This window comes from Pseudomonas sp. H1_G08 (assembly GCF_054681355.1).
This window is the reverse complement of the sequence record NZ_CP162822.1, coordinates 3271265-3297450: the sequence shown is the minus strand read 5'-3', so window position 1 is coordinate 3297450 and position 26186 is coordinate 3271265. Positions and strand designations below refer to the sequence as shown.

Here is a 26186-nt window from a genome sequence, read left to right as displayed (position 1 = left end):
AGGGGCGTCCCCCTCGCCAGCTTAATCAGCCATCGCAAAATCCCCACGCCCCACCGATTCCCCTGCCATACCCTGCGCCCTGACACTGCGCCCCGGTGCGAACCCCGGAAAGAACACCAACCCCTGCGCTTCAAACCGATAAGCCAGTGCCAGTCTCGCGGCGTCCGCTACGTCCTGCTGCGCTTCGAACCGCTGGATATCTGCCACCGCCACCTCGGCCTCGCGCGACAGTTGTTCAACGCTCCAGCCCAGCATGGCGCGGGCCTGGACGCAGTGGGTCGGGGTGAACTGGAAAAGGGCAATGCGTTCGAGGACGTGGTTCATCGCAAGAGAGGCCATGGTGTGCTCCGGGCTCAAAAGTGCTGATTGAAAATGTACTGTGTTTTTGTACAGTTGTTTTCGGCCGGGATCAAACGCATTTTTCAAATTTGCCTAGTTCGTCGGCTCCAACCAGACGGACGGTGCCTGTCCCAGCACACGCCGAAACATCGTCGAAAACGCCGCCGGGCTCTCGTAGCCGAAGTCCAGGGCAATCCGCGTCACCGCTTCCCCCGCCGCCAACCGTGCCAACGCCTGCACGACGCACGCCTGCTGGCGCCACTGACGAAAGCTGAGCCCGGTCTGCTGCCGAAACAATCTGTTAAAGGTACGCAAGCTTATGTGTAACTGATCGGCCCAATCCTGCGGGGATTGATGGGTATTGGGCATGTTCAGAAAGGTCTGACACAGACTGAGGAGCTTTCCTTCGGCGGGCATGGGAATGTGTAGGGCAAGGGGCGCGCAGCGTGTCAGTTCATGCAACAGCAAGTTGATCAGCACACCGTCGCGTCCGGCCTGGTCGTACATCAGTGGCACGTCCACCGCTTCCATCAGCAAATGCCGCAGCAGCGGCGACACATTGAGCACTTGGCAGTCCGGCCCCAATTCCACGTTTCCCGGCTCGATATATACACTGCGCGTGCTCACCCCGAGCATCAATACCTCGTGGGCCACGCCCGGCGGAATCCACACCGCGCGTTGCGGCGGCACCAGCCAATTACCGTTCTGAGTGCTGACCTGCATCACGCCGGTGGCGCCGTAGAGCAATTGCCCACGGCGATGCGTATGAAACGGGAGTAGGTGGCCGTGGGGATAATCGGTACCGATGGCCACGACCGGGCGAGGCGTGTCATCGAGCTGATTGATCGAAATATTGCGCATTCAGGCGTGTTCCAGCGATTGGCGTAAACGCGAACATTATTGGCCCAACTACTGAAGCCGGCCAGTGCATCACGCTCTAATGTCCTGGGCTCCCCCGGTCCTGGACGCCCACCATGTTCTACCTCCTGCTTACGCTGTTCGGTTGCCTCACCGGCATCAGCGCCGTGCTCTTCGGTTTCGGCGGCGGCTTCGTCATCGTGCCGCTGCTCTATCGCATGCTCACCGCCAGCCACGCAGCCGACGACCCCATCGCGCAATCGGCCATGCACATCGCCGTGGCCACCTCGACCTGCGTGATGATCGTCAACGCCCTGATCGCCACACGCAAACACCAACGCGCGGGCAATCTGCTCCGGGACTACCTCTGGCCATTGGGCGGGTTTATCGGCGTGGGCGCGATCGTCGGCGCCATCGCTGCGATGTGGGTCAACGGCCAAGTCATCCGCTACGCCTTCATCGCCTATCTAGGCGTGACCATCGTCGATTGCCTGCTGCGCCGAGGATTTCTCACACAGTCCCAAACCACATTCCCACGGCGACTGACCTCAACAGAAACATCCGCCGGCGGTGTAGGCATCGGCGCCATCGCGACCTTCCTAGGTGTAGGAGGAAGCGTCATGACCGTTCCGCTGCTGCGCCGCTGCGGGCTGAGCATGTCGCAAGCGACCTCCATGGCCAATCCGCTCAGCGTGCCGGTAGCGTTGGCCGGGACGTTGACGTACATGGCGCTGGCCGGTTTCACTGAGTCTGATTTGGGCGTTTGGTATATCGGGTATGTCGATGTGCTGGCGTTTGCGCTGCTGACGGTTGGCTCGTTGCTGGGGATTAGATTGGCCTCGCGATGGATTGGGCGGATACCGGATCGGGTGCATGCCTGGATCTATATTGGTTTGCTGATCGTGGTGCTGCTGAGCATTTCGCTCAAATGAATCGTTGATTGGCGCAGGCGAAAGAAATCAGAATCAGCGGCAGAGCGTTGCCTCCAGTCTTCAGCAGAGAACCAGGATGTTGATCTTCAATTGCACCGAAGCCGCCAGCAAGTTCTTCAGCCGTGTTCATAAAGGCCAAACGATCACGCCGGTGGACACCAAACCGCCGTCATCAGTTATTGAGGATGATGAGCTGAACGGCGCGGACGAACAGTGGTTGGTTCATGCGATCACTGTGCAGCGCAAACATGTGTTGTTGGTCCTGCACATCAAAACCCGCTATTGCGTGATCCTGGCTGATGCCAAAAAGGCCGACGCCGAAGGGTTTGTAGCGTGGTTTAACGAGCGTTGGCGCGAAGGTCTGATCCGCGATGCGATCAATCATGACCTCATGCAATGGGTTGATGCGGGGACAATGACCGATCGTCTCGAGCTGAGTCGCGAGTATCGTTTTTATCGCCGTGGCCATCGCAGCGCGCAAAAGCACATCGAACAAATCGCCTGGTTTTTCGAGGATTGCGCGGCAGAGTGGGGCTGTTTGCCCCAAGGCGAACGTGCAGCTATCGGTTTAGATGCGCGGATGAATTCGCAAATTCGAAACACCAAGGACCGAAAAGATTACTTTCGCCCTGATGAAGAAATGCTCGCTCATTGGCTGCGCCAGTATTGCGGAGTGGAAGATCTGGGCGTTCAGGCTGCAGTTGAGCGACGCAGGGAGGCGGAGCGGGAGATTCGAGCGTTTGAAGAAAGGGCACGCATCAACTGAGCTTCACTCCAACCCCGGCGCTTCACGAATAATGAAGTGATCCAGGTTCTCGATATTGGCATTGAAGACCTCGAAAGGTTTTTCGGGGTTCTTCTTGCCGGGCACCTGCTTCAGCTCCGGCGTTACGCCATAGAAGAAACAGAACAACGCCTTGTCGCTATCCACAGCGTGCTTGATCTCTTCCAGAAACGCCTTGCGCTTGCGGTAGTTGTCGATCAGCTTCTTGTTCAGATAAACGCTGACCGGATACGGCTTCTTCTTGCTGTCTTCGGGTTTCTTGAACCAGACCTTGTCCTCGAAATCGATACGAAAACTGGCACTGTGGAAGTCCTCGATCTTCTTGATCCGCCCCCAGTAAATCAGCCCCTTGTTGTCCGTCAGATACTCGATCTTCTTGAAGAACGAACTGTACGGCGCCGTATGCTCACCAATCTTCAACGGCATGCGCTTGAGCAACTCCTTGTCGGCGAAGTTCGAAACAAAACACTCCACCGGATGCGCAAACACACTGGTCTTATCCGGCGCCGACTCACGACCCGCCGACTCTTTACCACTGTCCGCCGCCACCCGAACCGGATCATCCCGCAACACATCCGCCGCCCCCGCTGGCGCGACAGGCTTGCGCACATACTCACGCCGGGTCAGTAACAACTCCGATGGGAAGTGTTCCTCACGCCCGTCATCCACCTCGCCATCCGCCGTCTCAACGCCAGACGCCGACGCCTTCAAACTCACATACGGACAACCCGCCACATGCTGCGTCGTGGGCAGATTCTTGAAGTGCGGCGTGCGCACGTAATTCACATTCTTCGCGTTGAACGTGCCCAACTCGTTGGACGCCTCGAACGCCGAACGACACGCATCGTTGGGGCACTGGAAGTGTTCCTTCGCGGAGTCGAAGGCCACCGTCTCATCGAAATTGAGATCGCGAACGTCATAGATCGACAACTTGTCGTCGAGGCTGAGGCAATAGGCGAGATCGAATTTCATGGTGGGGCTCGGATCCTTGAGTGGGGGAGGGGTATTAATAGCGGGAGGCGGCGCGGGTTGCACTGATTGTTTTCAGGATGATGCGGGATTTGTGGGAGGTAGCCTGCTGGCGATTTTCGGCATCAACTCAATACCCAATCCCGACTCCCGGCCGGCAGCAACACATTTCAATCGTGGTGAGGGGATTTATCCCCGTTGGGCAGCGAAGCTGCCCCAAATCCAGCAAATGAGGTTAGCCAGACAAACTGCAATTATTCCTTTTCGAGTCTTCCAACGTTGTCATACAGCCAAGCAGTGAAAGCCTCTCTGTCGTCCGAATGATGGCAACGTTGGTGACAGTTGGGACACAACGCCACAACATTCGTCTCAAGGTCCGAACCCTTTTGCGACATGTGCTTAACGTGATGCACTTCTAAAAACGGTTTCCCATTTTTTTCAAATGGCGCTGCTTTGCCACAACCCTCGCACTTTCCATTGGCTTGCTGACGAACCCAGCCCCTCAATTCAGGATCGCGAAAGTAAACCTTTCTAGTGGAAGTCGTTTGGATTGGTGTTTTTATCCCTTTGGGGACGTAATCAAATTGCTTTTGCTCAAATTTAGCCGCGCGTTGCTCGAGCAATGCTTCGTCCGCCGTTGGATTGGAATCTTCAAGTGTCAGAACGGTAGAAGCATCAAGTGCCTTACGGATGCTGCTCGCTACATTCGCGCCAACATTCTTGGCAGGTTTATAGCCTTCAATACGCTTTCTATCCATCTCGACCAACACGGTAGAAATGTTCTGCATCCGGAACTCGACAGAGCCTTTAGTCCGACCGGCTAACGGGCCTTCGCGCAGGATGCGATTCTCCTCAGTCTTGACGAATTTCTGGCCGCTCTGCTCGCGTACAAGCATCTTCAGATAGGCATCGACTGCCGCCTGAATCTCGACCTCACTCCAATCGCTATTACTTTTTTCCGTGTCCATAAAATCGCCGAGGGTTGAAAACCCTCGGACGATACTGAGTGGCCATCACTGCTGTCTAGGAAATTTCCTACAGGGAAAAGCGACTGATCCTGCCAAATCCTACCAATGCATCGTTAACCTAATTACCGCTTATCGCTCATAAAAAAGCCCCGATAAAATCGGGGCTTTTTGCTTTCTCGACTCGCCGACTCAGGCAGCAATCGTCAAATCGCGCCAAGCGAGACTATTAGTCCCAGCTCAGAGCACCACCAGTTTGGTATTCGATCACGCGAGTCTCAAAGAAATTCTTCTCTTTCTTCAAGTCCATAATCTCGCTCATCCAAGGGAACGGGTTAGTCGTCCCTGGATATTCCTCTTTCAAACCAATCTGCGACAAACGACGGTTAGCGATGAACTTCAGATAATCCTCCATCATCGCCGCGTTCATGCCCAGTACGCCGCGAGGCATGGTGTCGCGTGCGTATTCGATCTCCAGCTGGGTACCCTGCAGAATCATCTGGGTCGCTTCTTCCTTCATCTCAGCATCCCACAAATGCGGGTTTTCGATTTTGATCTGGTTGATCACGTCGATGCCGAAGTTCAGGTGCATGGATTCGTCGCGCAGGATGTATTGGAACTGCTCGGCGACGCCGGTCATTTTGTTGCGGCGGCCCATGGAGAGGATCTGGGTGAAGCCGCAGTAGAAGAAGATGCCTTCCAGAACGCAGTAGTAGGCGATCAGGTTGCGCAGCAACTCTTTGTCGGTTTCCGGGGTGCCGGTTTCGAACTTCGGATCGGAGATCGAGCGGGTGTACTTCAGGCCCCAGGCTGCTTTCTTCGCGACCGATGGGATCTCGTGGTACATGTTGAAGATTTCGCCTTCATCCATGGCCAGCGATTCGATGCAGTACTGGTAGGCGTGGGTGTGGATCGCTTCTTCGAAAGCCTGGCGCAGGATGTACTGGCGGCATTCCGGGTTGGTGATCAGGCGGTACACGGCCAGGACCAGGTTGTTGGCAACCAGGGAGTCGGCGGTGGAGAAGAAGCCGAGGTTGCGCATCACGATGCGGCGCTCGTCGTCGGTCAGGCCTTCCGGGTTTTTCCAGAGGGCGATGTCGGCGGTCATGTTGACTTCTTGCGGCATCCAGTGGTTTGCGCAACCGTCCAGGTACTTCTGCCAGGCCCAGTCGTACTTGAATGGCACGAGTTGGTTGAGGTCAGCGCGGCAGTTGATCATGCGCTTTTCGTCAACGGCGACACGGGCGGAGGCGCCTTCGAGTTCGGCGAGGCCTTCGGCGACGTCGAGGGAGTTCAGTGCAGCCTTGGCGCGGGCCACGGCGGCCGAGTCGTCGGCGGTGACGGCGCGGGCTTCCAGCGCTGCGGCGCCGCCGGCGTTGTCGAGGCGGTCCATGTTGGCTTCGCTTGCGTGGCCGGCGTTGGCGCCTTTCACGGTTGCGACTTCACTGTCTTCTTTATCGAATTCGTCCCAGCTCAGCATGACGTGTCGTCTCCTGCGTGAGGGCTTGTGCCCGTGTGAAACCTGAAGGGTTGGTTTTTCACACGGCCAAACAAGCCGCGTTGGATGTCGTTTTTTGCAGCGCTGCACGCAGGCAAATAAACAGAAATTTTGACGGGTTCCGAGAGCCTCTGATGGGCGCAATCAGCGTCGGGCACTGTTGCGGGGCTTCAGAATGGCTTTTGCTCCCTGTAAGGGAATATTGCTGACCCGTATGGGGCGGCATTATAGGGAAATTTTTACCGGCGTGGTGCGGCGAATCGGCTCATGGCGCGGCCGAGGAGGGGGTGGATTTCGGTCCGACCGAGGGATTACAGGGCTTTGCGCGGAATCGGCCCGAGCAGATTTTTTTTCGTTAATTTTTTGGCAGGTGGTTTTTTGTTTAAAAAATAGCCAGAAAAGTGGGTTTTTCACTATATCTAGTGTTTTGCAAGCCTTTTTCGCGGCTCCAGACACAACTGAGCCCGACCGAAGCCGGGCTGGAATCGACCCTCAATGTGGCGTTGAGCGATCCGATTCGGTGCAGTCTGATTCAGTTCGTGCAGCCGTTGCCCATGATGCTGTAGCGCAGGATGTGGCGTTGGCCTTTGGAGTCGTCGTATTCCATTTTTGCCGGTACTACTTCGCAGACATTTGGCACTTCGCTCATCGATACAACTTTGGCGATGTCCAGATGTGTGGAGTAAGTGTATTCCTCGATTACCGGTTGTTGCTGTGCGACATCAGTCGGGACCTCGTCTGCCATGGCGGTTGCGCACAGACTGCTGAGGGCCAGAACCAATAAAGCTTTCATTTCTAATTCACCTTTTTGAGGTCGAGTGGGGTCACGCAACCTTTTTAGGGTTGCGTGTGGAGCTTGAGTAGTTGATGCGTTACTTGGAGCGCTGGATTAACGGCCTTTCGTGGGGGCTGTAACGTTGTTAATCGCGGTTGCCTTGTTGGCGAGGTGAATTTTAGGGCGGTGGGATGCAGGTAAACAGGGGCGGTTTTGATAAACACTTTTGATAGATTTGGTAACAATCGATTGAGGTCTTGGTGTCTGGCCGGATGGGGTTTGCCTGAAGGACTGCGTTGACTGCATCGCTGGCAAGCCAGCTCCCACATGGAATGCGGACATTTTGTAGGGGCTTGTTACTACCATCGTCGAATGGTTCTATGGCCCCCACCCGGCTACAACAGGGTCATACAAAAACAACTATTACACCGAGGTAGGAAAGATGAGTGCGGCTTCTCTGTATCCCGTTCGTCCCGAGGTTCTGGCAAACACGCTGACTGACGAGGCGACCTACAAAGCCATGTACCAGCAGTCGGTCGTCAACCCTGACGGCTTCTGGCGCGAGCAAGCCAAGCGTCTCGACTGGATCAAACCTTTCACCACGGTGAAACAGACCTCGTTCGACGATCACCATGTCGACATCAAGTGGTTTGCCGACGGCACCCTGAACGTTTCCTACAACTGCCTCGACCGCCATTTGGCCGAGCGCGGCGATCAAGTCGCGATCATCTGGGAAGGCGACGATCCTTCCGAGAGCCGAAACATCACCTACCGCGAACTGCATGAGCAAGTGTGCAAACTGGCCAACGCCCTGCGTGGTCAGGACGTGCACCGTGGCGACGTGGTGACCATTTACATGCCGATGATTCCCGAAGCCGTGGTCGCCATGCTGGCCTGCACCCGGATCGGCGCGATTCACTCGGTGGTGTTCGGCGGTTTCTCGCCGGAAGCCCTGGCCGGTCGCATCATCGATTGCCGTTCTAAAGTGGTGATCACCGCTGACGAAGGCATCCGTGCCGGCAAGAAGATTTCCCTCAAGGCCAACGTCGACGACGCCCTGACCAACCCGGAAACCAGCAGCATCCAGAAAGTCATCGTGTGCAAGCGCACCGGTGGCGACATCAAGTGGAACCAGCATCGCGACATCTGGTACGAAGACCTGATGAAGGTCGCGGGCACCGTTTGCGCGCCGAAAGAGATGGGCGCTGAAGAGGCGCTGTTCATCCTTTATACCTCCGGCTCCACCGGCAAGCCGAAGGGCGTGCAGCACACCACCGGCGGTTATCTGCTGTATGCGGCGATGACCCACGAACGCGTGTTCGACTACCGTCCAGGCGAAATCTACTGGTGCACCGCCGACGTCGGCTGGGTCACCGGTCACAGTTACATCGTCTACGGCCCGCTGGCCAACGGCGCGACCACCGTGCTGTTCGAAGGTGTGCCGAACTACCCGGATATCACCCGGGTGGCGAAGATCATCGACAAGCACAAGGTCAACATCCTCTACACCGCGCCGACCGCGATCCGCGCGATGATGGCCTCGGGTCAGGCTGCCGTGGAAGGCGCCGATGGCAGCAGCCTGCGCCTGCTCGGTTCGGTAGGTGAGCCGATCAACCCGGAAGCCTGGGACTGGTACTACAAGAATGTCGGCAAGTCGCGTTGCCCGATCGTCGATACCTGGTGGCAGACCGAAACCGGCGGCAACATGATGAGCCCGCTGCCGGGTGCTCACGCGCTGAAGCCGGGTTCGGCGGCGCGTCCGTTCTTCGGTGTGGTGCCGGCGCTGGTCGACAACCTCGGCAACATCATTGAGGGCGAGGCTGAAGGCAATCTGGTGATTCTCGATTCGTGGCCAGGCCAGGCGCGTACGCTGTACGGCGATCATGATCGTTTCGTCGATACCTACTTCAAGACCTTCCGTGGCATGTACTTCACCGGTGACGGCGCGCGTCGCGATGCCGACGGTTACTACTGGATCACCGGGCGCGTAGACGACGTGCTCAACGTCTCCGGCCACCGCATGGGCACCGCCGAAATCGAAAGCGCGATGGTCGCGCATCCGAAGGTTGCCGAAGCTGCGGTGGTGGGTGTGCCGCATGACATCAAGGGGCAGGGCATCTATGTCTATGTGACCTTGAAGAACGGCGAGGAGCCGACCGAGCAGTTGCGCCTTGAGCTGAAGAACTGGGTGCGCAAGGAGATCGGCCCGATCGCTTCGCCGGACGTGATCCAGTGGGCACCGGGGCTGCCGAAGACCCGTTCGGGCAAGATCATGCGCCGCATCCTGCGCAAGATCGCCACGGCGGAATACGACGGGCTGGGCGATATCTCGACCCTGGCGGATCCGGGTGTGGTGCAGCATTTGATTGATACGCACAAGACCATGAATGTTGCTTAAGCGTTAGAAGCATAGGAGCCCTGTCCGGTAATGCCGGATGGGGCTTTTTTGTGCCTAGTGGATTTGTGTTGATCGGGCTGGCCTCTTCGCGAGCAGGCTCGCTCCCACAAGGAAACGGGCGCATTTCAAATGTGGGAGCGAGCCTGCTCGCGAAGGCGATCTGTCAGACACCGCAGTAGTCAGCTGTAGGAAACCGCAACACCCCAACCAATAATTATCGATCTGCACCGTCAGACCTTTCCCGCTGTTACCCGCCACAACCCAATGTGTAACCGCCCGCGCCAAACCGGGGCGAAGGGAAACGCGGTGCGCTGTTTTAGAGCCTCCAAAGCCCTGCTGAAAAATAAGACATAACGCTGCGCTTGCCGGATTAGAAGGGTTTACGAATAATAGGCCCGCAACTTGCAATATGTATCGGTTCACTGTCTTTTGCTCTTGCATGAAATTGCAGGGCTGTCAATGAGCTCAAACCGCTTTCTCGGTGCATCTGTAATTAGTTGTCGCATTGAAGAAATATCGGCTTCGGGCCTGTCGTTAGAATGCCGATCACTCGCTCATCGTGGCTGACGTTGAAATCGCCTGCGGTTCCAATGGGAAATTTCCGCCGATGCGCAACCGATTTCCGATTCACCCATTCGCATATTGGGCTGTCGCTCACTCTGCCGTTTTTGCCCTTTACCGATGGAGTCCCAAGATGAAGAAACTTGTGCTGCTTGGCGCCCTGGCACTGTCCGTGCTGTCGATGAATGCCTTCGCTGACGAAAAACCGCTGAAGATCGGTATCGAAGCGGCTTACCCTCCGTTCGCTTCGAAAGCACCGGACGGCAGCATCGTCGGTTTCGACTACGACATCGGCAACGCGCTGTGCGAAGAAATGAAGGTCAAGTGCGTGTGGGTCGAGCAAGAGTTCGACGGCCTGATACCGGCTCTCAAAGTGCGCAAGATCGACGCGATCCTGTCGTCGATGTCGATCACCGAAGATCGCAAGAAATCGGTCGACTTCACCAACAAGTACTACAACACCCCGGCGCGTCTGGTCATGAAGGCCGGCACTCAGGTCAGCGAAGGTCTGGCTGAACTGAAGGGCAAGAACATCGGCGTACAGCGTGGCTCGATCCACGAGCGTTTCGCCCGCGAAGTTCTGGCTCCATTGGGCGCCGAGATCAAGCCGTACGGCTCGCAGAACGAAATCTACCTCGACGTGGCTGCCGGTCGCCTCGACGGTACCGTGGCTGACGCTACGCTGCTCGACGACGGCTTCCTGAAAACCGACGCCGGCAAAGGCTTCGCGTTCGTCGGCCCGGCCTTCACCGACGTCAAATACTTCGGCGACGGCGTAGGTATCGCGGTGCGCAAGGGCGACGCCCTGAAAGACAAGATCAACACTGCCATCGCGGCCATCCGCGAAAACGGCAAATACAAGGCAATCCAGGACAAGTACTTCGCCTTCGATATCTACGGCAAGTAACACGTCTCTGCGACAAGTCCGAAATGGCGCAAGCAACAGAATCTCTGCGGTTTGCGCCATTTTTTCATCCCAACTTTCGAGGACCTGAATCATGTTGAAAGGCTACGGGGCTGTCATCCTCGATGGCGCATGGCTGACGCTTCAGCTCGCCTTGTCGTCCATGGCTCTGGCCATCGTTCTCGGGCTGATCGGTGTCGCGTTGCGCCTGTCGCCGGTGCGCTGGCTGGCGTGGCTGGGCGATCTGTATTCGACGGTGATCCGCGGCATTCCCGATCTGGTGCTGATCCTGCTGATCTTCTACGGCGGTCAGGACTTGCTCAATCGCGTCGCACCGATGCTCGGCTATGACGACTACATCGACCTGAACCCGCTGGCCGCCGGTATCGGTACCCTCGGTTTCATCTTCGGTGCGTACCTCTCGGAAACCTTCCGTGGTGCGTTCATGGCGATCCCCAAGGGCCAGGCCGAAGCGGGCATGGCGTACGGCATGAGCAGTTTTCAGGTGTTCTTCCGGGTGATGGTGCCGCAGATGATTCGTCTGGCGATTCCCGGCTTCACCAACAACTGGCTGGTACTGACCAAGGCCACCGCGCTGATCTCCGTGGTCGGTCTGCAAGACATGATGTTCAAGGCCAAGCAGGCGGCGGATGCCACGCGTGAGCCTTTCACCTTCTTCCTCGCAGTGGCGGCAATGTACCTGGTGATCACCAGTGTTTCGTTGCTGGCATTGCGTCACCTTGAGAAGCGCTACTCGGTAGGCGTAAGGGCGGCTGATCTATGATCTTCGACTACAACGTCATCTGGGAGGCACTGCCGCTGTACTTCAGCGGCCTGCTGACCACCCTCAAACTGCTCGCGCTGTCGCTGTTCTTCGGTTTGCTCGCGGCGTTGCCGCTGGGGCTGATGCGCGTCTCGAAAAACCCGTTCGTCAATGGCGCCGCGTGGCTGTACACCTACGTGATTCGCGGCACGCCGATGCTGGTGCAGCTGTTCCTGATCTACTACGGTCTGGCCCAGTTCGAAGCGGTGCGCGAAAGCTTCCTGTGGCCGTGGCTGTCCAGCGCAACGTTCTGTGCCTGTCTGGCTTTTGCGGTCAACACCAGCGCCTACACCGCGGAAATCATCGCCGGCAGCCTCAAGGCCACGCCGAACGGTGAGATCGAAGCGGCCAAGGCCATGGGCATGTCGCGCTTCAAGCTGTACAAGCGCATCCTGCTGCCGTCGGCCCTGCGCCGGGCGCTGCCGCAGTACAGCAACGAAGTGATCATGATGCTGCAGACCACCAGTCTGGCGTCGATCGTGACCCTGATCGACATCACTGGCGCGGCACGTACCGTCAACGCGCAGTTCTACCTGCCGTTCGAGGCGTACATCACTGCCGGCGTGTTCTACCTCTGCCTGACCTTCATTCTGGTCAAGCTTTTCAAACTGGCCGAGCGTCGCTGGTTGAGCTACCTCGCGCCACGGAAGCACTGATATGCAACGCATCGACCACCTATTGCCGTGGAGCCACCTGGGCAGCGAGCGCAAGGTTTCGGTTTTTCGTTTTGGTAGCGGCGAGCGCAAGGCCTACATCCAGGCCAGCCTGCACGCCGATGAACTGCCGGGCATGCGCACCGCCTGGGAGCTGAAAAAGCGCCTCGGCGAACTCGAAGCCCAAGGCTTGCTCAACGGCGTGATCGAGCTGGTGCCGGTGGCCAATCCGATCGGCCTCGGGCAATTGCTGCAAGGCAATTTCCAGGGCCGTTTCGAGGCGGGCAGCGGCAAGAATTTCAATCGTGATTTCGTCGAGCTCAGCGCGCCGGTCGCGGCGGCGCTGGGCGAAAAACTCGGTGATGATCCCCATGCCAACGTGCGCCTGATCCGTCAGGCAATGGCCGACCACCTGGCCGGATTGCCTGAAGCGAGCAGCCAGTTGCAAGGCATGCAACGTGTGCTGCTCAGCCACGCCTGCACCGCCGATGTGGTGCTGGACCTGCACTGCGATGCCGAAGCCGCGCTGCACATGTATGCGCTGCCGCAGCACTGGCCGCAGTGGCGTTCGCTGTCGGCACATCTGAACGTCAAGGTTGGTTTGCTCGCGGAAGATTCCGGCGGCAGCTCGTTCGATGAAGCTTGCTCGTTGCCATGGCTGCGCCTGTCGCGGCAGTTCCCCGAGGCGCAGATTCCGCTGGCGTGTCTGGCGACGACGATCGAGCTGGGCGGGCAGGCCGACACCGGCCGCGTCGAAGCCGAGGCTTATGCTGAAGGCATTCTGGCGTTCCTTGCCGAGCAAGGTCTGATCACCGGCGAGTGGCCGGAACCGGCCTTCGAACCGTGCGAAGGCATGCCGTTCGAAGGCACCGAATTGTTGTTCGCACCGCACCCCGGTGTGGTGAGTTTTTCCCGCAGGCCTGGCGAATGGGTCGAGGCGGGCGACGAGATTTTTCAAGTGATCGACCCTGTGTCCGATCGGGTCAGCACGGTATGTGCTGGTACGTCCGGGGTGCTGTTTGCCATTGAACGGCTGCGCTATGCCCAACCCGGTTTCTGGCTGGCCAAGGTGGCGGGGCGCGAAGCGCTGCGTCACGGGCGCTTGCTCAACGACTGACTGACTGTTTTTGTGAGAACCGACCGCATGTACAAACTTGAAGTCCAAGACCTGCATAAACGCTATGGCAGTCACGAAGTGCTCAAGGGCGTGTCCCTGAAAGCCGCCGCCGGCGATGTGATCAGCATCATCGGCTCCAGTGGCTCCGGCAAAAGTACTTTCCTGCGTTGCATCAACCTGCTCGAGCAGCCGCACGCCGGCAAGATCCTGCTCAACAACGAAGAGCTGAAACTGGTGGCGAACAAGGATGGCGCGCTGAAAGCCGCTGATCCAAAACAGCTGCAACGCATGCGTTCGCGCCTGTCGATGGTGTTCCAGCATTTCAATCTGTGGTCGCACATGACCGCGATTGAAAACATCATGGAGGCACCGGTGCACGTGCTCGGCGTACCCAAGTACGAAGCGCGCGAAAAAGCCGAGTACTACCTGAACAAGGTTGGCGTGGCCCATCGCAAAGACGCGTTCCCGGGGCACATGTCCGGCGGCGAACAGCAGCGCGTGGCGATCGCCCGTGCGCTGGCGATGGAACCGGAAGTGATGCTGTTCGACGAACCGACTTCGGCCCTCGACCCAGAGCTGGTGGGCGACGTATTGAAAGTCATGCAGGCGCTGGCGCAGGAAGGCCGCACCATGGTCGTGGTAACCCACGAAATGGGCTTCGCCCGTGAAGTGTCGAACCAGCTGGTGTTCCTGCACAAAGGCGTCGTCGAAGAAAGCGGCAACCCGCGCGAAGTGCTGGTCAACCCGCAGTCGGAGCGCTTGCAGCAGTTCCTGTCGGGCAGCCTGAAATAAATCAGGGCTGCCGTTGTGCACCAGATTAGGTCATGCTTCGCGATCTTCTGGCTGGCTCAGATCCCTGTGGGAGCGAGCCTGCTCGCGAAAGCGGTACAACAGCCAGCAATTATGTTGACTGGTACACCGCCTTCGCGAGCAGGCTCGCTCCCACATTCTGATCTTCACCGGTTTCAGGATTTGTGTTCATTTCCGGGCTAGCATTGGCCCATGCCTTCATCACCGTTGTTCGTTTCGGATTGCCCGCCCATGACTGCCCATCGAATTGGTTTCCTGATTTGGCCCAGCACTAAAGCGTTGACGCTGGCGCTGGCGGAGGAGGCCTTGCGTGTTGCGCAGCGGGTGCACCCGGACGTGGTTTACGAACTGTCGTTCTTGCAGGCCGAGCCGCAGAGCGAAGGTGCCTGGCAATTGCCCGGCGAGCCGTGGGCCGGCAAGCTCGAGAATTTCCAGAAACTGTTCCTGCTCGCTGACGAGCCACCGACCACGCTCGCGCCGGCGCTGAGCAGTGCGCTCAAGCAACTGGTGCGTGCCGGTTGCGTGATCGGTGGTCTGTCGGCCGGTGTCTATCCGCTGGCCCAGCTCGGTTTGCTCGACGGTTATCGCGCCGCCGTGCACTGGCGCTGGCAGGACGATTTCGCTGAGCGCTTCCCGAAAGTCATCGCCACCAGTCATCTGTTCGACTGGGATCGCGATCGTCTGACCGCCTGCGGTGGCATGTCGGTGCTCGACCTGCTGCTGGCGGTGCTGGCCCGCGATCACGGCGCGGAACTGGCCGGTGCGGTGTCGGAAGAACTGGTCGTTGAGCGCATCCGCGAGGGCGGTGAGCGTCAGCGCATCCCGTTGCAGAATCGCCTCGGCTCCAGCCATCCGAAGCTCACCCAAGCGGTGTTGCTGATGGAAGCCAACATCGAAGAGCCGCTGACCACCGACGAAATCGCCCAGCACGTGTGCGTATCCCGTCGACAGCTGGAGCGGATCTTCAAGCAATACCTCAACCGCGTGCCGAGCCAGTACTACCTGGAACTGCGCCTGAACAAGGCCCGGCAGATGTTGATGCAGACCAGCAAGTCGATCATCCAGATCGGCCTCTCGTGCGGCTTCTCCTCGGGGCCGCATTTCTCCAGCGCCTATCGCAACTTCTTCGGTGCCACGCCGCGCGAAGATCGCAACCAGCGGCGCAGCAGCAGCCCGTTCGAATTGTCGTCAGTGCCGCCGGAGCGTGGCTGAGCGCGGATCGACCCTCAATCGGTTTCCATGCCGCCGGAGAAGTCATGGAAATCCTCAATCGTCTGATACGCGGTGTCGTTGCTCGACTGTTGCTCCAGCAGGCGCAATTGATACGCCGCCTCATACCGCTGCAGGCGCTGCAAACTTTCGGCAGTCAGCGGGTTGTCGCTGAAGTCGTATTCGGTCAGCACGTCGCCGGGCTGTAAAGGAAACTCGCCCGGCAACTCGGTGATCGCGTTTCCGGACAAGTCGGCGTACATCAATCGAGGCAGTCCGAACAGGCCGTCAGGCACCTTGCTCAAGGCACAGTTGCCCAGACGCACATCGGTCATCTGCGGGAAATGACTCAGATCCGGAGCGATGTTGAGCGGATTGTCGCTCAGGTCCAACGAACTCAGGTTTCTCAGCGTTGCGAATGCTTGCGCGGTCTGCGCAGTCAGCGTGATTTCACAGCCCGGCAGATACAGGCTGCGCAGCCTTTCCATGGCGAAAATCGGGACGGGAATCTCGCCCAGCGGATAATTGCGGATGTCGATGCCTTTGAGCTTCGGGAACAGCTCCAGCAGACGATCGATCCGAGGCGCAGCGGACGCTGTGGTGGTCAGTTTCAATTGTTCGATGTGGTCGAAACGCGCAGTCAGCGGCGGTAGCTCACCGGTAAACGACAACTCGCAGCTGACCCTTGGCCCTGTCAGGAACGAGGGCGCACGGCGCAGGTCGTCTTCGAGGTTTTGCCTGAAGTGCTGGCGGTTGAGTCTTTCTCTGGCTGCCGCGTCGTTCGCGAGCGGCATCTGCGTGCCAGAATCGTCGGGAAACTCGTTGGCCCAGCTATCCAAGCGTTCGAGCACGGAGGTGAGCTCGGTTTTGCGGCGCATCAGCTCAACACGTCCATCGGCCAGCGTGCCCGCAAGCTTGTAGACCAGATCGTTGGCATCGAAGCCGAACAGCGATGGATAAAGGCTTTGCGCCAGATCGATGTCTTGCTGTTGGACCCAGACACCGAAGTTGTCAGCCTTGGCCTGGAATGCGGCCTTGATCCGTTCTCTGGAAGCAACCGACAACGGGTTGCCGCCCAGTTCAATGCCGCGATCGGAATACTGCGTCAGTTGCGCCGGCAATTCGCTGATGTTGTTGTCGCTCAGCAACGCGACTTCCAGGTGCGGCAGCTGTTCCAGCCCGGCGGGAACACTATCGATGCCGGTGTTGATCAGGTCGATGAACGTCAGGTTCTGCAGGGTCGATAGATCGGGCGTCACCTGCAGAGGGTTGCTATACAAGTCCAGAGATTTCAATCGGGTCATCGTGGACAGGATCGCTTGTCCGGCAGGATCCAGAGTGATCTGGCACTTGCTCAGCATCAACCTCTCAAGCAACGGCAGGCTTGGCAGCGATTGGGGTATCCGGCCCAAGGCGAAATCCTGCAGTTCCAGTCCGCGCAGCCCGCTGAAGCTTCGGAAAAAACCATCGGGAATGTTCAGCCCCGGATTGCCCTGAAGGTTGAGATGCGTGATGTGGCTGAAGTCAGCGGTCAGTTCCGGCAATTCGCCGGTGAATGTCGCATCGGCTTCGAAAGTATTGAACCGCAGGGCTGAGTTTTCGTTTTGCCGGCCGCGCCAGAGTTTCTCAAGGTCGCTGCTGAATCTTTGTCTGGCGGCGAGTTCTGCAAATCTTTCCGGCGCAGTCCAGGGCAGCTCTGTCGAAGGGTTGTTGACCGGCAAGCGCGCGCTCCATGTGTTGAGATCACTGATCATGCGGGCAATTTCCGCCTCCCATCTGACCAGTTGTGCCGTACCGGTCTGTAATGTCCCGGGCAGGCGATAAATCATGTTGATCGCAGCGTTTTCGCCCAGTCGCGGGAACAGTCTCTGCGCCATGGCAATGTCAGCCGATGCCGGCTTGATCCGGAAGTTGCGCCCTTGTGCGGCGTAGTAGCGCTTGACGCGCTCGCGGGCATTCATGGACAGAGGATTGTCGTTCAGATAGACGCTGTCGGCCCGCTCGGGATGCAAACTGAAGACAGCGTCGGGCAGCACGGTTATCTGGTTGTTATTGAGATGGAGCTCTCGCAGTAGCGGATGCTCGGCGATGCCCTTCGGCACGCTCGTCAGTTCGCTATGGCCGAGCGAGAAGTTCGTCACCTTGGGCAGGATTGTCAGGTCTGGCGCGTTTGTCAGTGGGTTATGGCTCAGATCGAGCAACCGCAACTCGGGCAGCGCGCCAAGTACCTGCTGCCCGGCAGGGGTAAGCGTCAGCGCGCAGTCATTGAGTTTGAGCTCTTTGAGATAGTGCAGACGGCTGACGAATGAAGGGATGTCATAGAGTGTGAAAGCTTTCAGTTCCAGCATCTGAAGATTCGGGAACAAGGCAGCGAACGGCTCCAGTCCCGCGATCGTCACGTTGCCCGCCAGCTTGAGGCTGGTAACGTGATCGAAGTTGACCGTCAGGCGCGGCATTTCGCCGAGGAACTTGAGGTCTGCCGCGAAAGAAGTCGTGCGCCTGCCGGTACCCATCGATCTTTCGCCCCAGAAATCCTTTATCAATTGCTTGAAGTCCGAGCGTGCGGATCGTTGCGCCAAACGCTCGCTTGCGCTCAAGGCCTGACCGGTAACCGGGTGCGCAGACGGCGTTGCCAAGGCCCAGCGGGTCAGGTCATCGCGCATCTGTTGCTGTTCTGCTTGCCAGCGAAGCAGCTGTTGGCGACCGTCGGCCAGGTCGCCGGGCAAGTCGTAAATCATCTCGCTGGCCTCTTGCTTGTTCAAACCGGGAAACAACTGCCGGGCGAGGCTCACGTCCGGCTCGGCCGCCAGTACGTCGAAGTCGTTGCGATGGAGGCGGTAGTAGTTTTTGATCTGGTCGCGGGTGGCGGCCGATAGCGGGTTGTCGGCAAGGTCAATGCCGTCACTGCGCTCGGCGGGGAGGTCGAACAGCGCCTCGGGCAGTTGCGTGATGCGGTTGCCTGCGAGCACTGCGGTTCGCAACCCCGGATGGCTGGCCAGTCCTTCAGGCACGACGGTCAGCCCGCAGTTGGACAGATCGAGATAGATCAATTCGGGCAACAAATTCAGGTCGGGGAACGTACCCAACGGATTGTCGCTCAGGTCCAGCGAGTCGAGGCTGCCAAGTGACAGCAGCGCAGCCTGATTTTCCGGGGTCATGACCACGCCACAATTTTTCAGCTCCAGATCGCTCAGTTGAGGCAGTTTTGCTTCGCCCAGCGCTAGCGGTCCCAGTTCGAAACCGTTCATTTTCAGCTTGGCAAGGTTGGGGAAGCACTCCACGAAGCGCAGGGCAGCGGTGCTATTGGCGGTGCCGGTGAGGTTCAGCTGCGTCGCGCGCTCGAGACCGGCGCTGAGTATCGGCATATCCCCACTGAACGTCGCCGTTGCCCTGAGTTCTTCAAGGCGCGGGTACAGGGGCGGGCTGCGCCAGAATTGCTCGATCTGTTGCGCAAAGGATCGCCGGGCCTCCAGTTCGCGGGCCTGTGCCTCGAGGGGAAGACGTTCCCCCAACTCAGAGGCGGTCACGGTGGCCTGGTTGATCCATTGACTGAGTTCGAGATTCAGCACGCCGAGTTCATTTTCCCAGCGGGACAACTGTGCGCCGCACTCCGCCAATGGCCCTGGCAATCGGTACAACACCTGTGTTGCGCCTTCCGTGTCGAGGGATGGAAACAAGGCGATGGTGCGTTGCAGATCCTCCTGAACGGGCCGGACGCCGAAGTGCCTTCCGGTGTGCTCGTAGAACACTTTTACCCGCTCGCGAGAAGCCGCCGTCAACGGGTTATCGGCGAAGGTATAACCATCGCTGAGGGAGCTTGCCAGGTTGAAAAAACTGTCCGGTATCCGCGTGATGCGGTTGCGATCGAATTGCGCCGAAATCAGGCGCGGATGATCCAGCAGATCGTCGGGCACCGTGTGAATGCCGGTATCCGAAAGGTTCACGTAGCGCAATGAAGGCAGTGTATGCAGGTCCGGAGGCAGGCCCAGCGCATTGCCTTGCAGATCGAGCAGGGTGAGCTGCGGCATGGCCGCGAGCACTGACTCTGTGACCGTCGTCAGACTGATCCGACAATTGCGTAAGCGCAATTCGCGCAGCGAGCGCATCGAAGTCAGTGCTTGCGGCAGGCTCGACAGATTGAGGTTGCGCGCATCGATATTCTGCAACTGGCTGAAGGACTGCAGAAAGCTGTCGACAGATGTGGTCATCGGGCTGCCATCAATGGCGAGCGAGGTGATATGGCTGAAGTCTGCTGACAACACGGGCAAGTCGCCCATCACCGCAGGTGTAAGGCGCAAGGCGTATCCGGCGGCAAAGCCCCGGTGATTGATACCCGTGACGTGCTCCCGTCTCCAGGCTTTGAGCAATTGCTCCCGTAGCAGCCTGCGATTCTGGATTTCGGCGCGCTTCTCCAGCGAGGTGAGCGCCGTGCCGGTTTCCGGGTGCACGGCGGGCGGATTGTTGGCCCAGACATGCAGTTCGTTCTGCAATTGCAGGTAGTCATTTTGCAAACGAAGCATTTCGGCGCGCGGGCCTGCGGGACTGCTTCGCATGCTTTCGGCGAGGAAGCGCACTTCATGGTTCGACATGCGTGGATAGAGCACCCGGATGTCTTCTTCGAGGGTGTGCGGCTGGTAAGCGGGGCGTGGCGGACGCGGAGCATGGGCGTAACCGTCGGTACCGAGCAGGCGCAGGGTGTCGACAGCCGGCGCTCGGGACGGCGTATCGGCAATCACCTGACGCCACTCGTTGCGCTCGAGCGTGCGTTCACGAATGGCCGCCTTCAGCGCCTGACCCTGGCCGATCCGCATGTCCAGGCTCTGGCGCTCGCTGTCGGGCAATGCGTACAACAGGCTGGAATAGAAATCAGCGAACGAATGCAGCTGCTGCCCACGATCGTCATAAGGTTGGTATTGGCCATCGTCGCGGCGAACCAGCACCTTGTATTCGGGCGCATCGTCACGGCCGATCGTGTCCAGTAACCGGCCCTCGTAGCGCCCGTCGCGGATTTCGATACGTACATCGCCGCTCCAGCCCGGCAACAATTTGAGGCTGTGCAGCGCCAGAGAATCAGAGTCGTGATTGCTCACCGAGGCCAGCTCAAGGCCTTCATACGCGCGGGTAACGCGCACCTCGTCACTGGCCATCTGCATGAGTGCCTGCTGGCGCGGGGGCAATCGTCCTTCGCTGATCTGCAACAGTTCGCTGCCGGTCGCGGTATCGAGCAGTTCGCGGGTAATGCTGGCCGGCAATTGCGGAGGGTGAATCTTGAGTCGAGCGGCCAGCGGGTCGTCGAGGTGCTGGAGGGCTTGATAGCGCGACTCGAACAGCGCGCTGGTGTTGCGTCTGGCGAGGTCGGCCACTTGTTTGCGCAGGTTGTGGCTGCGGACCTCGATGGACGGCGTCGGTCCCGCGAAGGGCTCGTCCAGCAAGGTTTTGATCTGCATCTCGTCGAGGGCTTGGAGCAGGTTTTTGAGCACGTCGCCACCGGCCAGCGTGTCGTGGCGTAGTTCGATTACCGGCAGGCTTGTGTCGGCAGACGATTGCCACAGTTGCTCGCCTTGGCGATCAAGCAGGCGCAGACATTTGTCGCCTGGCCAGCGGCCGTATTCGCTGAGCACCTGCAGCTGCATTACCGGGTCGGCGCGCAAGAAAACTTCAGCGTCAGCGCTGTCGAGCTGGTCGATGAAGCGTTGCAACTGCTGATCAATCTTGAAGCGCTGGATGCTGTCGGCCAGCAGAGGCGGAACGCTTTCCTGCTCGACATGCATTTTGCGCAACGCGTCTTCGCTGGTTCCGCTGATCTGCAGCACGGTTTCGCGCTCGCTCGCGGACAAGCTCTCGACCGCAGGGCCGATACGGCGCAGCGCGGTTGCGCCATCCCATTCCAGCGGTTGCTCGAGTTCAGTGTGCCAGGCACCTTCGCCATTGTGGCGCAGCACCGGTTGGTATGCGTCGGGGCGACTCGGATGTTCGATGCGGTACTGCCCCGGCACCTGACTTTCCGTGACCGCAAAGTGCGCGTCCTCCAAGGGCAGCAGAAGCTTGTCCTCATGCGCATGCAAACCCAGGGCATCGGGTTGCGAATCGGCACTCGGGCGCTGCGGATGTTTGTAGCGTTCGAGATCCGGTTGCCAGTAGCGGGTGTCACCATTGGCCAGTTGTACCGGTTTGAAGCGGTCGATGAACGCCACGATTTCCTTGGGCAATATCTTGCGGAACTCGGCCGCGCCAATCGCACCGCCGACGGCGAACATGCCCAACTGGATCATCGATTCCACGGTTCCCATCAGGTGTTCGACCGCCTCGGTCGTGCGCCCCTGCGCCCACTCGACAATGCCTTCGAATACTTCATCGAGCATCTGATAGGCCATGTACGCCATCATCGCTTCACCGAGCACCGGCACGAACGGCGCGACGATCATTGCGGCGGTCTGGGCGATGGAAGAGAGGATGTTGACCAGCGAATCCCAGAACGCCCAGCGCGCCCTTTGATCAACCAGGGCAGTCGGTACGGCAATGGTTCGGGCGTCATTGAAAATCTTGTTCAGTTTTGCCTGGTACAGGTGTTGCCACACATCGTCGTAAAACGGCGTCAGCGCAGTCTGCAGATCGGGCCGCTCCACTGCGGCTTCGCGCCACGCCGGCCGAGGGTCGCCGGGTTCGTGCGGGTGCCAGCGGATTTCACTCAGCCGGCTGTTGAGGGTGCTGAAGAAGAAGCCGCGCTGGTCGTGATTGACGAAGCGGCTGAAGAACTGCTGATAGTCCCTGGAGCGCAACTGGCGCGTCAGTTCCACGACCATTTCCAATGGCGAGGCGTACTCCTTGAACGGATGTTCGGGGTCATCCGGGACGTAGGCGACGACGCGCGCTGCATTGCGTGTCATGTACAGGTCCGGGGCGAATACCACGATGCCGGTGAGCGGTGCGCAAAGCATCGTCATGTCATGACACAGCAGCGGGGCGCCGTACACATGCAGGCCTTTCACACCGTCGAGCATGGCTTCGATCAGGCGTACCGCGTTTTCCGACACGTCGCGGTTCATCCGCGCCCATTGCAGGGCCGATTTCATCGCGGCCTTCTGGCTGGCGTCGATCTTGCCGCGCAAGACCGACGCGACCATCGGATCGGAGTAGCCCAGATTGTCTTCCAGACTGGCTTTGTATTTCGCGCCGATATCCAGTCGACGGCACAGTTTTGTGAATGCGGGAATGCTCAGTTTCGCCTTGATGTCGGGCAGGGTTTCAAACTGTCCTGTAGCCGAAGGTGCGCTAGTGAATGTCGACTCGGCTTCGAAGGCGTCGTCTTCGGTTTCCCTTTCTTCGAAGTTATGCAGCGCCGCCTCAAGCAGTGACACGGACCAGGCGCGGGCGCCGGTGCGGATCGGAAACCATGGGGTGGTGGCAGGAATGTACAGGCGCACGTAGGTGTTTCTGACATCCAGTTCCAGATCGAAGCAGCTTTTCAGCTCGGCCTTGAGCAGGGGCTCGGCGAAGGCCGCAGCGTCCTGCAAGTGCTCAAGGCTCTTGTCGACCCGGCTCTGCGCGGTGATATGCGCCGCCCCAAGGCTTTTCATCAACGCGTGCTGTTCGGCTGGCGCGACCTTGAGCGCGGCCGGCTGTTGCGGGACGCTGTTCTTCAGCGCTTCGCGCCGCGTGGCTGAGGTGTCGCCCAGCCAGGCCGGAATCGCGTTTTTCAGTGTTTGGTAATGCTCGTCCGCATGTTGCGCGTCATGTGCGGCATCCGGGGTTGCCGATGGGGGTGCTTCAGACAAATGCATGGCCATTCCTTGGCGTTGGGAAGAACCCTCAGCAAATCAGCGGCAAGCGACCACCGTGCGGTAGATATTTATGTCTCTGCCGTGGGGGCTGACTTGGTATCCTGCGCGGCCTGCCGCAAATCGGCCGCGCCCGGTAAACTGCGCCTTTGCGACGCTATATGTCGCATTGCCGTAAACCCGGGAAAATCCGGGGTTTGCGCTATAAGAAGTTGTCGCTTGGCGACAAGGCCGGGCACCCAACTGTCCTTACAATCCCCTCATCGCTCGCCAGTTCCAGGCGGGTGTTCCTCTTCAGGAGACTCCGATGTCCGTTGAGCACGCTGCGGTACAACGCGCCGATTTCGACCAGGTAATGGTTCCCAACTACGCGCCTGCCGCTTTCATTCCGGTGCGTGGCGCCGGTTCCCGGGTCTGGGATCAGGCCGGCCGTGAGCTGATCGACTTCGCCGGCGGGATTGCCGTCAACGTTTTGGGCCACGCGCATCCGGCGCTGGTCGGCGCGTTGACCGAACAGGCGAACAAGCTGTGGCACGTGTCCAACGTGTTCACCAACGAACCGGCCCTGCGTCTGGCGCACAAGCTGATCGACGCCACGTTTGCCGAGCGCGTGTTCTTCTGCAACTCCGGCGCCGAAGCCAACGAGGCCGCGTTCAAGCTGGCCCGTCGCGTCGCATTCGACCGTTTCGGCACCGAGAAATACGAAATCATCGCCGCGCTGAACAGCTTCCACGGCCGTACCCTGTTCACCGTCAACGTCGGTGGCCAGTCGAAGTACTCCGACGGTTTCGGCCCGAAAATCACCGGTATCACCCACGTTCCCTACAACGATCTGGCCGCGCTGAAAGCCGCGGTGTCCGAGAAGACCTGCGCGGTCGTGCTGGAACCGATCCAGGGCGAGGGCGGCGTACTGCCGGCCGAGCTGGCTTACCTGCAAGGTGCCCGCGAACTGTGCGACGCGAACAACGCGCTGCTGGTGTTCGACGAAGTGCAGACCGGCATGGGCCGCAGCGGCAAGCTGTTTGCCTACCAGCATTACGGCGTGACCCCGGACATCCTCACCAGCGCCAAGAGCCTGGGCGGTGGTTTCCCGATCGCGGCAATGATGACCACTGAAGCGCTGGCCAAACATCTGGTCGTCGGCACCCACGGCACCACCTACGGCGGCAATCCGCTGGCCTGCGCCGTCGCCGAAGCGGTGATCGACGTGGTCAACACCCCTGAGGTGCTGAACGGCGTGAACGCCAAGCACGACAAGTTCAAGACCCGCCTGCAACAGATCGGCGAGAAATACGGCCTGTTCACTCAGGTACGTGGTCTCGGTCTGCTGATCGGTTGCGTGCTGAGCGAAGCGTGGAAAGGCAAGGCCAAGGACATCTTCAACGCCGCCGAACAGGAAGGCCTGATGATTCTCCAGGCAGGCCCGGACGTAATCCGTTTCGCCCCGAGCCTGGTGGTGGAAGATGCCGATATCGATGCCGGTCTCGACCGCTTCGAACGTGCTGCGGCGAAGTTGACGCAAGCCTGATGGACCTTTCGGCGCCTGGAGTTTTTCCGGCGCCGAACCAATTTTTGATACCGGGCACATCCACCTGTTGGATTGAACCTGTGGTGAGGGGATTTATCCCCGATGGGCTGCGCAGCGGCCCCAGATTTTTGGGGGTGCTTCGCCCCCCAGCGGGGATAAATCCCCTCGCCACAAGTCCCATTCCTGCATCGATCTTTATGTGGGCCCGGTTTTTTCTGTGAATATTGAAGAGAAAGGAGTGACACCATGCTGGTGATGCGCCCCGCGCAAATGGCTGATCTGGGCGAGGTACAGCGTCTGGCTGCGGACAGCCCGATTGGTGTCACTTCCTTGCCGGATGACGTGGAACGTCTGAGCGACAAGATCGCCGCGAGCGAAGCTTCGTTCGCCGCCGAAGTGAGCTTCAACGGTGAAGAGAGTTACTTCTTTGTCCTCGAAGACTCGAGCACCGGCAAACTGGTCGGCTGCTCGGCCATCGTCGCTTCCGCCGGTTATTCGGAGCCGTTCTACAGCTTCCGTAACGAGACCTTCGTCCACGCCTCCCGCGAGCTGAAGATCCACAACAAGATCCACGTGCTCTCGCAGTGCCACGACCTGACCGGCAACAGCTTGCTGACCAGTTTCTATGTGCAGCGCGAGCTGGTCGGATCGCCGTGGGCCGAGCTCAATTCCCGTGGCCGTCTGCTGTTCGTCGCCAGCCATCCAGAGCGTTTTGCCGATTCGGTGGTGACCGAGATCGTCGGTTACAGCGACGAGAATGGCGACTCGCCGTTCTGGGATGCGATCGGGCGTAACTTCTTCGACCTCAACTACGCCGAGGCCGAGCGCCTGTGCGGGCTGAAAAGCCGCACCTTCCTCGCCGAGCTGATGCCGCATTACCCGATCTACGTGCCGCTGCTGCCGGACTCCGCCCAAGAGGCGATGGGCCAGGTGCACCCGCGTGCGCAGATCACCTTCGACATCCTGATGCGCGAAGGCTTCGAAACCGATCACTACATCGACATCTTCGACGGCGGCCCGACCCTGCATGCACGGGTTTCCGGGATCCGTTCGATCGCCCAGAGTCGCGTGGTGCCGGTGAAGATCGGCGAGCCGGTCAAAGGTGCCGGACGTCAGTACCTGGTGGCCAATGCGCAGTTGCAGGATTACCGCGCGGTGTTGCTCGAGCTGGATTACGCGCCGGGCAAACCGGTGACGCTGGATATGGAAGCGGCCGAAGCCCTGGGCGTCGGTGAAGGTGCCAGCGTGCGCCTGGTGGCGGTTTAACGCCTTAGCGAGTTTCACG

Annotated in this window: 18 protein-coding genes; 11 read left to right on the top strand and 7 right to left on the bottom strand. The window is 59.2% G+C overall.

Going from position 1 to position 26186, the window contains the following annotated elements:
- Nucleotides 1–21: 21 nt before the first annotated feature.
- Both AB4N85_RS14945 and AB4N85_RS14940 read right to left on the bottom strand, forming a co-directional pair.
- A complete protein-coding gene (locus AB4N85_RS14945) occupies nt 22–339 on the bottom strand; it encodes a helix-turn-helix domain-containing protein (protein ID WP_056788034.1) in 318 nt (105 codons plus the stop codon).
- A gap of 93 nt (nt 340–432) precedes the next feature.
- Nucleotides 433–1200, bottom strand: a complete 768-nt coding sequence (locus AB4N85_RS14940; protein ID WP_252868127.1) for an AraC family transcriptional regulator — start codon at nt 1198–1200, stop codon at nt 433–435.
- Nucleotides 1201–1313: 113 nt separating this feature from the next.
- On the opposite strand from AB4N85_RS14940, the gene AB4N85_RS14935 reads away from it, so the two are divergent.
- Both AB4N85_RS14935 and AB4N85_RS14930 read left to right on the top strand, forming a co-directional pair.
- A complete protein-coding gene (locus tag AB4N85_RS14935; RefSeq protein ID WP_252868126.1) occupies nt 1314–2129 on the top strand; it encodes a sulfite exporter TauE/SafE family protein in 816 nt (271 codons plus the stop codon).
- 76 nt (nt 2130–2205) lie between these two features.
- Entirely contained in the window at nt 2206–2895 is a 690-nt protein-coding gene (locus tag AB4N85_RS14930; protein ID WP_252868125.1) for a DUF6933 domain-containing protein, read from the top strand.
- 3 nt (nt 2896–2898) lie between these two features.
- Here the strand turns inward: AB4N85_RS14930 and AB4N85_RS14925 are convergent, their stop codons facing one another.
- The 4 genes from AB4N85_RS14925 to AB4N85_RS14910 all read right to left on the bottom strand — a co-directional run bounded on the left by AB4N85_RS14925 (nt 2899) and on the right by AB4N85_RS14910 (nt 7138).
- Nucleotides 2899–3885, bottom strand: coding sequence for a hypothetical protein (locus AB4N85_RS14925; protein ID WP_252868124.1), 987 nt, complete (start codon nt 3883–3885; stop codon nt 2899–2901).
- A 251-nt stretch (nt 3886–4136) separates the two neighbouring features.
- Nucleotides 4137–4850: an HNH endonuclease gene (locus AB4N85_RS14920; RefSeq protein WP_150637540.1), complete on the bottom strand. Its 714-nt coding sequence runs from the start codon at nt 4848–4850 to the stop codon at nt 4137–4139.
- A 226-nt stretch (nt 4851–5076) separates the two neighbouring features.
- A complete protein-coding gene (locus tag AB4N85_RS14915; protein WP_016773579.1) occupies nt 5077–6327 on the bottom strand; it encodes a ribonucleotide-diphosphate reductase subunit beta in 1251 nt (416 codons plus the stop codon).
- Between the two features lie 550 nt (nt 6328–6877).
- Entirely contained in the window at nt 6878–7138 is a 261-nt protein-coding gene (locus AB4N85_RS14910; protein WP_007912695.1) for a DUF2790 domain-containing protein, read from the bottom strand.
- Between the two features lie 424 nt (nt 7139–7562).
- Here AB4N85_RS14910 and acs point away from each other — a divergent pair, with 424 nt between their 5' ends.
- From acs to argR, 7 genes are all read left to right on the top strand, one after another.
- Complete coding sequence (acs, locus tag AB4N85_RS14905) at nt 7563–9518, top strand: acetate--CoA ligase (protein WP_016773581.1); 1956 nt, start codon at nt 7563–7565, stop codon at nt 9516–9518.
- A gap of 694 nt (nt 9519–10212) precedes the next feature.
- On the top strand, nt 10213–10986 hold the full coding sequence (locus AB4N85_RS14900; RefSeq protein ID WP_041479236.1) for an ABC transporter substrate-binding protein: 774 nt from the start codon (nt 10213–10215) through the stop codon (nt 10984–10986).
- Between the two features lie 91 nt (nt 10987–11077).
- Nucleotides 11078–11767, top strand: coding sequence for an ABC transporter permease (locus AB4N85_RS14895; RefSeq protein WP_016773583.1), 690 nt, complete (start codon nt 11078–11080; stop codon nt 11765–11767).
- A complete protein-coding gene (locus tag AB4N85_RS14890; RefSeq protein ID WP_024014019.1) occupies nt 11764–12462 on the top strand; it encodes an ABC transporter permease in 699 nt (232 codons plus the stop codon). The genes AB4N85_RS14895 and AB4N85_RS14890 overlap by 4 nt, the downstream gene beginning before the upstream one ends.
- Nucleotide 12463: 1 nt before the next feature.
- Nucleotides 12464–13576: a succinylglutamate desuccinylase/aspartoacylase family protein gene (locus tag AB4N85_RS14885; RefSeq protein WP_150743488.1), complete on the top strand. Its 1113-nt coding sequence runs from the start codon at nt 12464–12466 to the stop codon at nt 13574–13576.
- 27 nt (nt 13577–13603) lie between these two features.
- On the top strand, nt 13604–14368 hold the full coding sequence (locus AB4N85_RS14880) for an ABC transporter ATP-binding protein (RefSeq protein WP_007912705.1): 765 nt from the start codon (nt 13604–13606) through the stop codon (nt 14366–14368).
- 249 nt (nt 14369–14617) lie between these two features.
- Nucleotides 14618–15598, top strand: a complete 981-nt coding sequence (argR, locus tag AB4N85_RS14875) for a transcriptional regulator ArgR (protein WP_024014018.1) — start codon at nt 14618–14620, stop codon at nt 15596–15598.
- A gap of 14 nt (nt 15599–15612) precedes the next feature.
- On the opposite strand, the gene AB4N85_RS14870 is transcribed toward argR, so the two are convergent.
- Entirely contained in the window at nt 15613–23376 is a 7764-nt protein-coding gene (locus tag AB4N85_RS14870; RefSeq protein ID WP_460064863.1) for a dermonecrotic toxin domain-containing protein, read from the bottom strand.
- 304 nt (nt 23377–23680) lie between these two features.
- Here AB4N85_RS14870 and AB4N85_RS14865 point away from each other — a divergent pair, with 304 nt between their 5' ends.
- Nucleotides 23681–24901 (top strand): aspartate aminotransferase family protein, encoded by a 1221-nt coding sequence (locus AB4N85_RS14865; protein WP_016773586.1) that lies wholly within the window; start codon nt 23681–23683, stop codon nt 24899–24901.
- Nucleotides 24902–25147: 246 nt separating this feature from the next.
- The gene (aruF, locus tag AB4N85_RS14860) at nt 25148–26167 is read left to right on the top strand and encodes an arginine/ornithine succinyltransferase subunit alpha (RefSeq protein ID WP_024014015.1); all 1020 of its coding nucleotides are present in this window, start codon (nt 25148–25150) and stop codon (nt 26165–26167) included.
- Nucleotides 26168–26186: the final 19 nt, after the last annotated feature.

What these genes read in the sequence shown, in the direction of transcription:
- AB4N85_RS14890 (WP_024014019.1), top strand. Translation starts at nt 11,764, where the DNA reads ATGATCTTCGACTACAACGTCATCTGGGAGGCACTGCCGCTGTACTTC.
- argR (WP_024014018.1), top strand. Translation starts at nt 14,618, where the DNA reads ATGACTGCCCATCGAATTGGTTTCCTGATTTGGCCCAGCACTAAAGCG.
- AB4N85_RS14920 (WP_150637540.1), bottom strand. Translation starts at nt 4,850, where the DNA reads ATGGACACGGAAAAAAGTAATAGCGATTGGAGTGAGGTCGAGATTCAG.
- acs (WP_016773581.1), top strand. Translation starts at nt 7,563, where the DNA reads ATGAGTGCGGCTTCTCTGTATCCCGTTCGTCCCGAGGTTCTGGCAAAC.
- AB4N85_RS14865 (WP_016773586.1), top strand. Translation starts at nt 23,681, where the DNA reads ATGTCCGTTGAGCACGCTGCGGTACAACGCGCCGATTTCGACCAGGTA.
- AB4N85_RS14935 (WP_252868126.1), top strand. Translation starts at nt 1,314, where the DNA reads ATGTTCTACCTCCTGCTTACGCTGTTCGGTTGCCTCACCGGCATCAGC.
- AB4N85_RS14925 (WP_252868124.1), bottom strand. Translation starts at nt 3,885, where the DNA reads ATGAAATTCGATCTCGCCTATTGCCTCAGCCTCGACGACAAGTTGTCG.
- AB4N85_RS14915 (WP_016773579.1), bottom strand. Translation starts at nt 6,327, where the DNA reads ATGCTGAGCTGGGACGAATTCGATAAAGAAGACAGTGAAGTCGCAACC.
- AB4N85_RS14895 (WP_016773583.1), top strand. Translation starts at nt 11,078, where the DNA reads ATGTTGAAAGGCTACGGGGCTGTCATCCTCGATGGCGCATGGCTGACG.
- AB4N85_RS14885 (WP_150743488.1), top strand. Translation starts at nt 12,464, where the DNA reads ATGCAACGCATCGACCACCTATTGCCGTGGAGCCACCTGGGCAGCGAG.
- AB4N85_RS14940 (WP_252868127.1), bottom strand. Translation starts at nt 1,200, where the DNA reads ATGCGCAATATTTCGATCAATCAGCTCGATGACACGCCTCGCCCGGTC.
- AB4N85_RS14880 (WP_007912705.1), top strand. Translation starts at nt 13,604, where the DNA reads ATGTACAAACTTGAAGTCCAAGACCTGCATAAACGCTATGGCAGTCAC.
- AB4N85_RS14930 (WP_252868125.1), top strand. Translation starts at nt 2,206, where the DNA reads ATGTTGATCTTCAATTGCACCGAAGCCGCCAGCAAGTTCTTCAGCCGT.
- AB4N85_RS14900 (WP_041479236.1), top strand. Translation starts at nt 10,213, where the DNA reads ATGAAGAAACTTGTGCTGCTTGGCGCCCTGGCACTGTCCGTGCTGTCG.
- AB4N85_RS14945 (WP_056788034.1), bottom strand. Translation starts at nt 339, where the DNA reads ATGGCCTCTCTTGCGATGAACCACGTCCTCGAACGCATTGCCCTTTTC.
- AB4N85_RS14870 (WP_460064863.1), bottom strand. Translation starts at nt 23,376, where the DNA reads ATGCATTTGTCTGAAGCACCCCCATCGGCAACCCCGGATGCCGCACAT.
- aruF (WP_024014015.1), top strand. Translation starts at nt 25,148, where the DNA reads ATGCTGGTGATGCGCCCCGCGCAAATGGCTGATCTGGGCGAGGTACAG.
- AB4N85_RS14910 (WP_007912695.1), bottom strand. Translation starts at nt 7,138, where the DNA reads ATGAAAGCTTTATTGGTTCTGGCCCTCAGCAGTCTGTGCGCAACCGCC.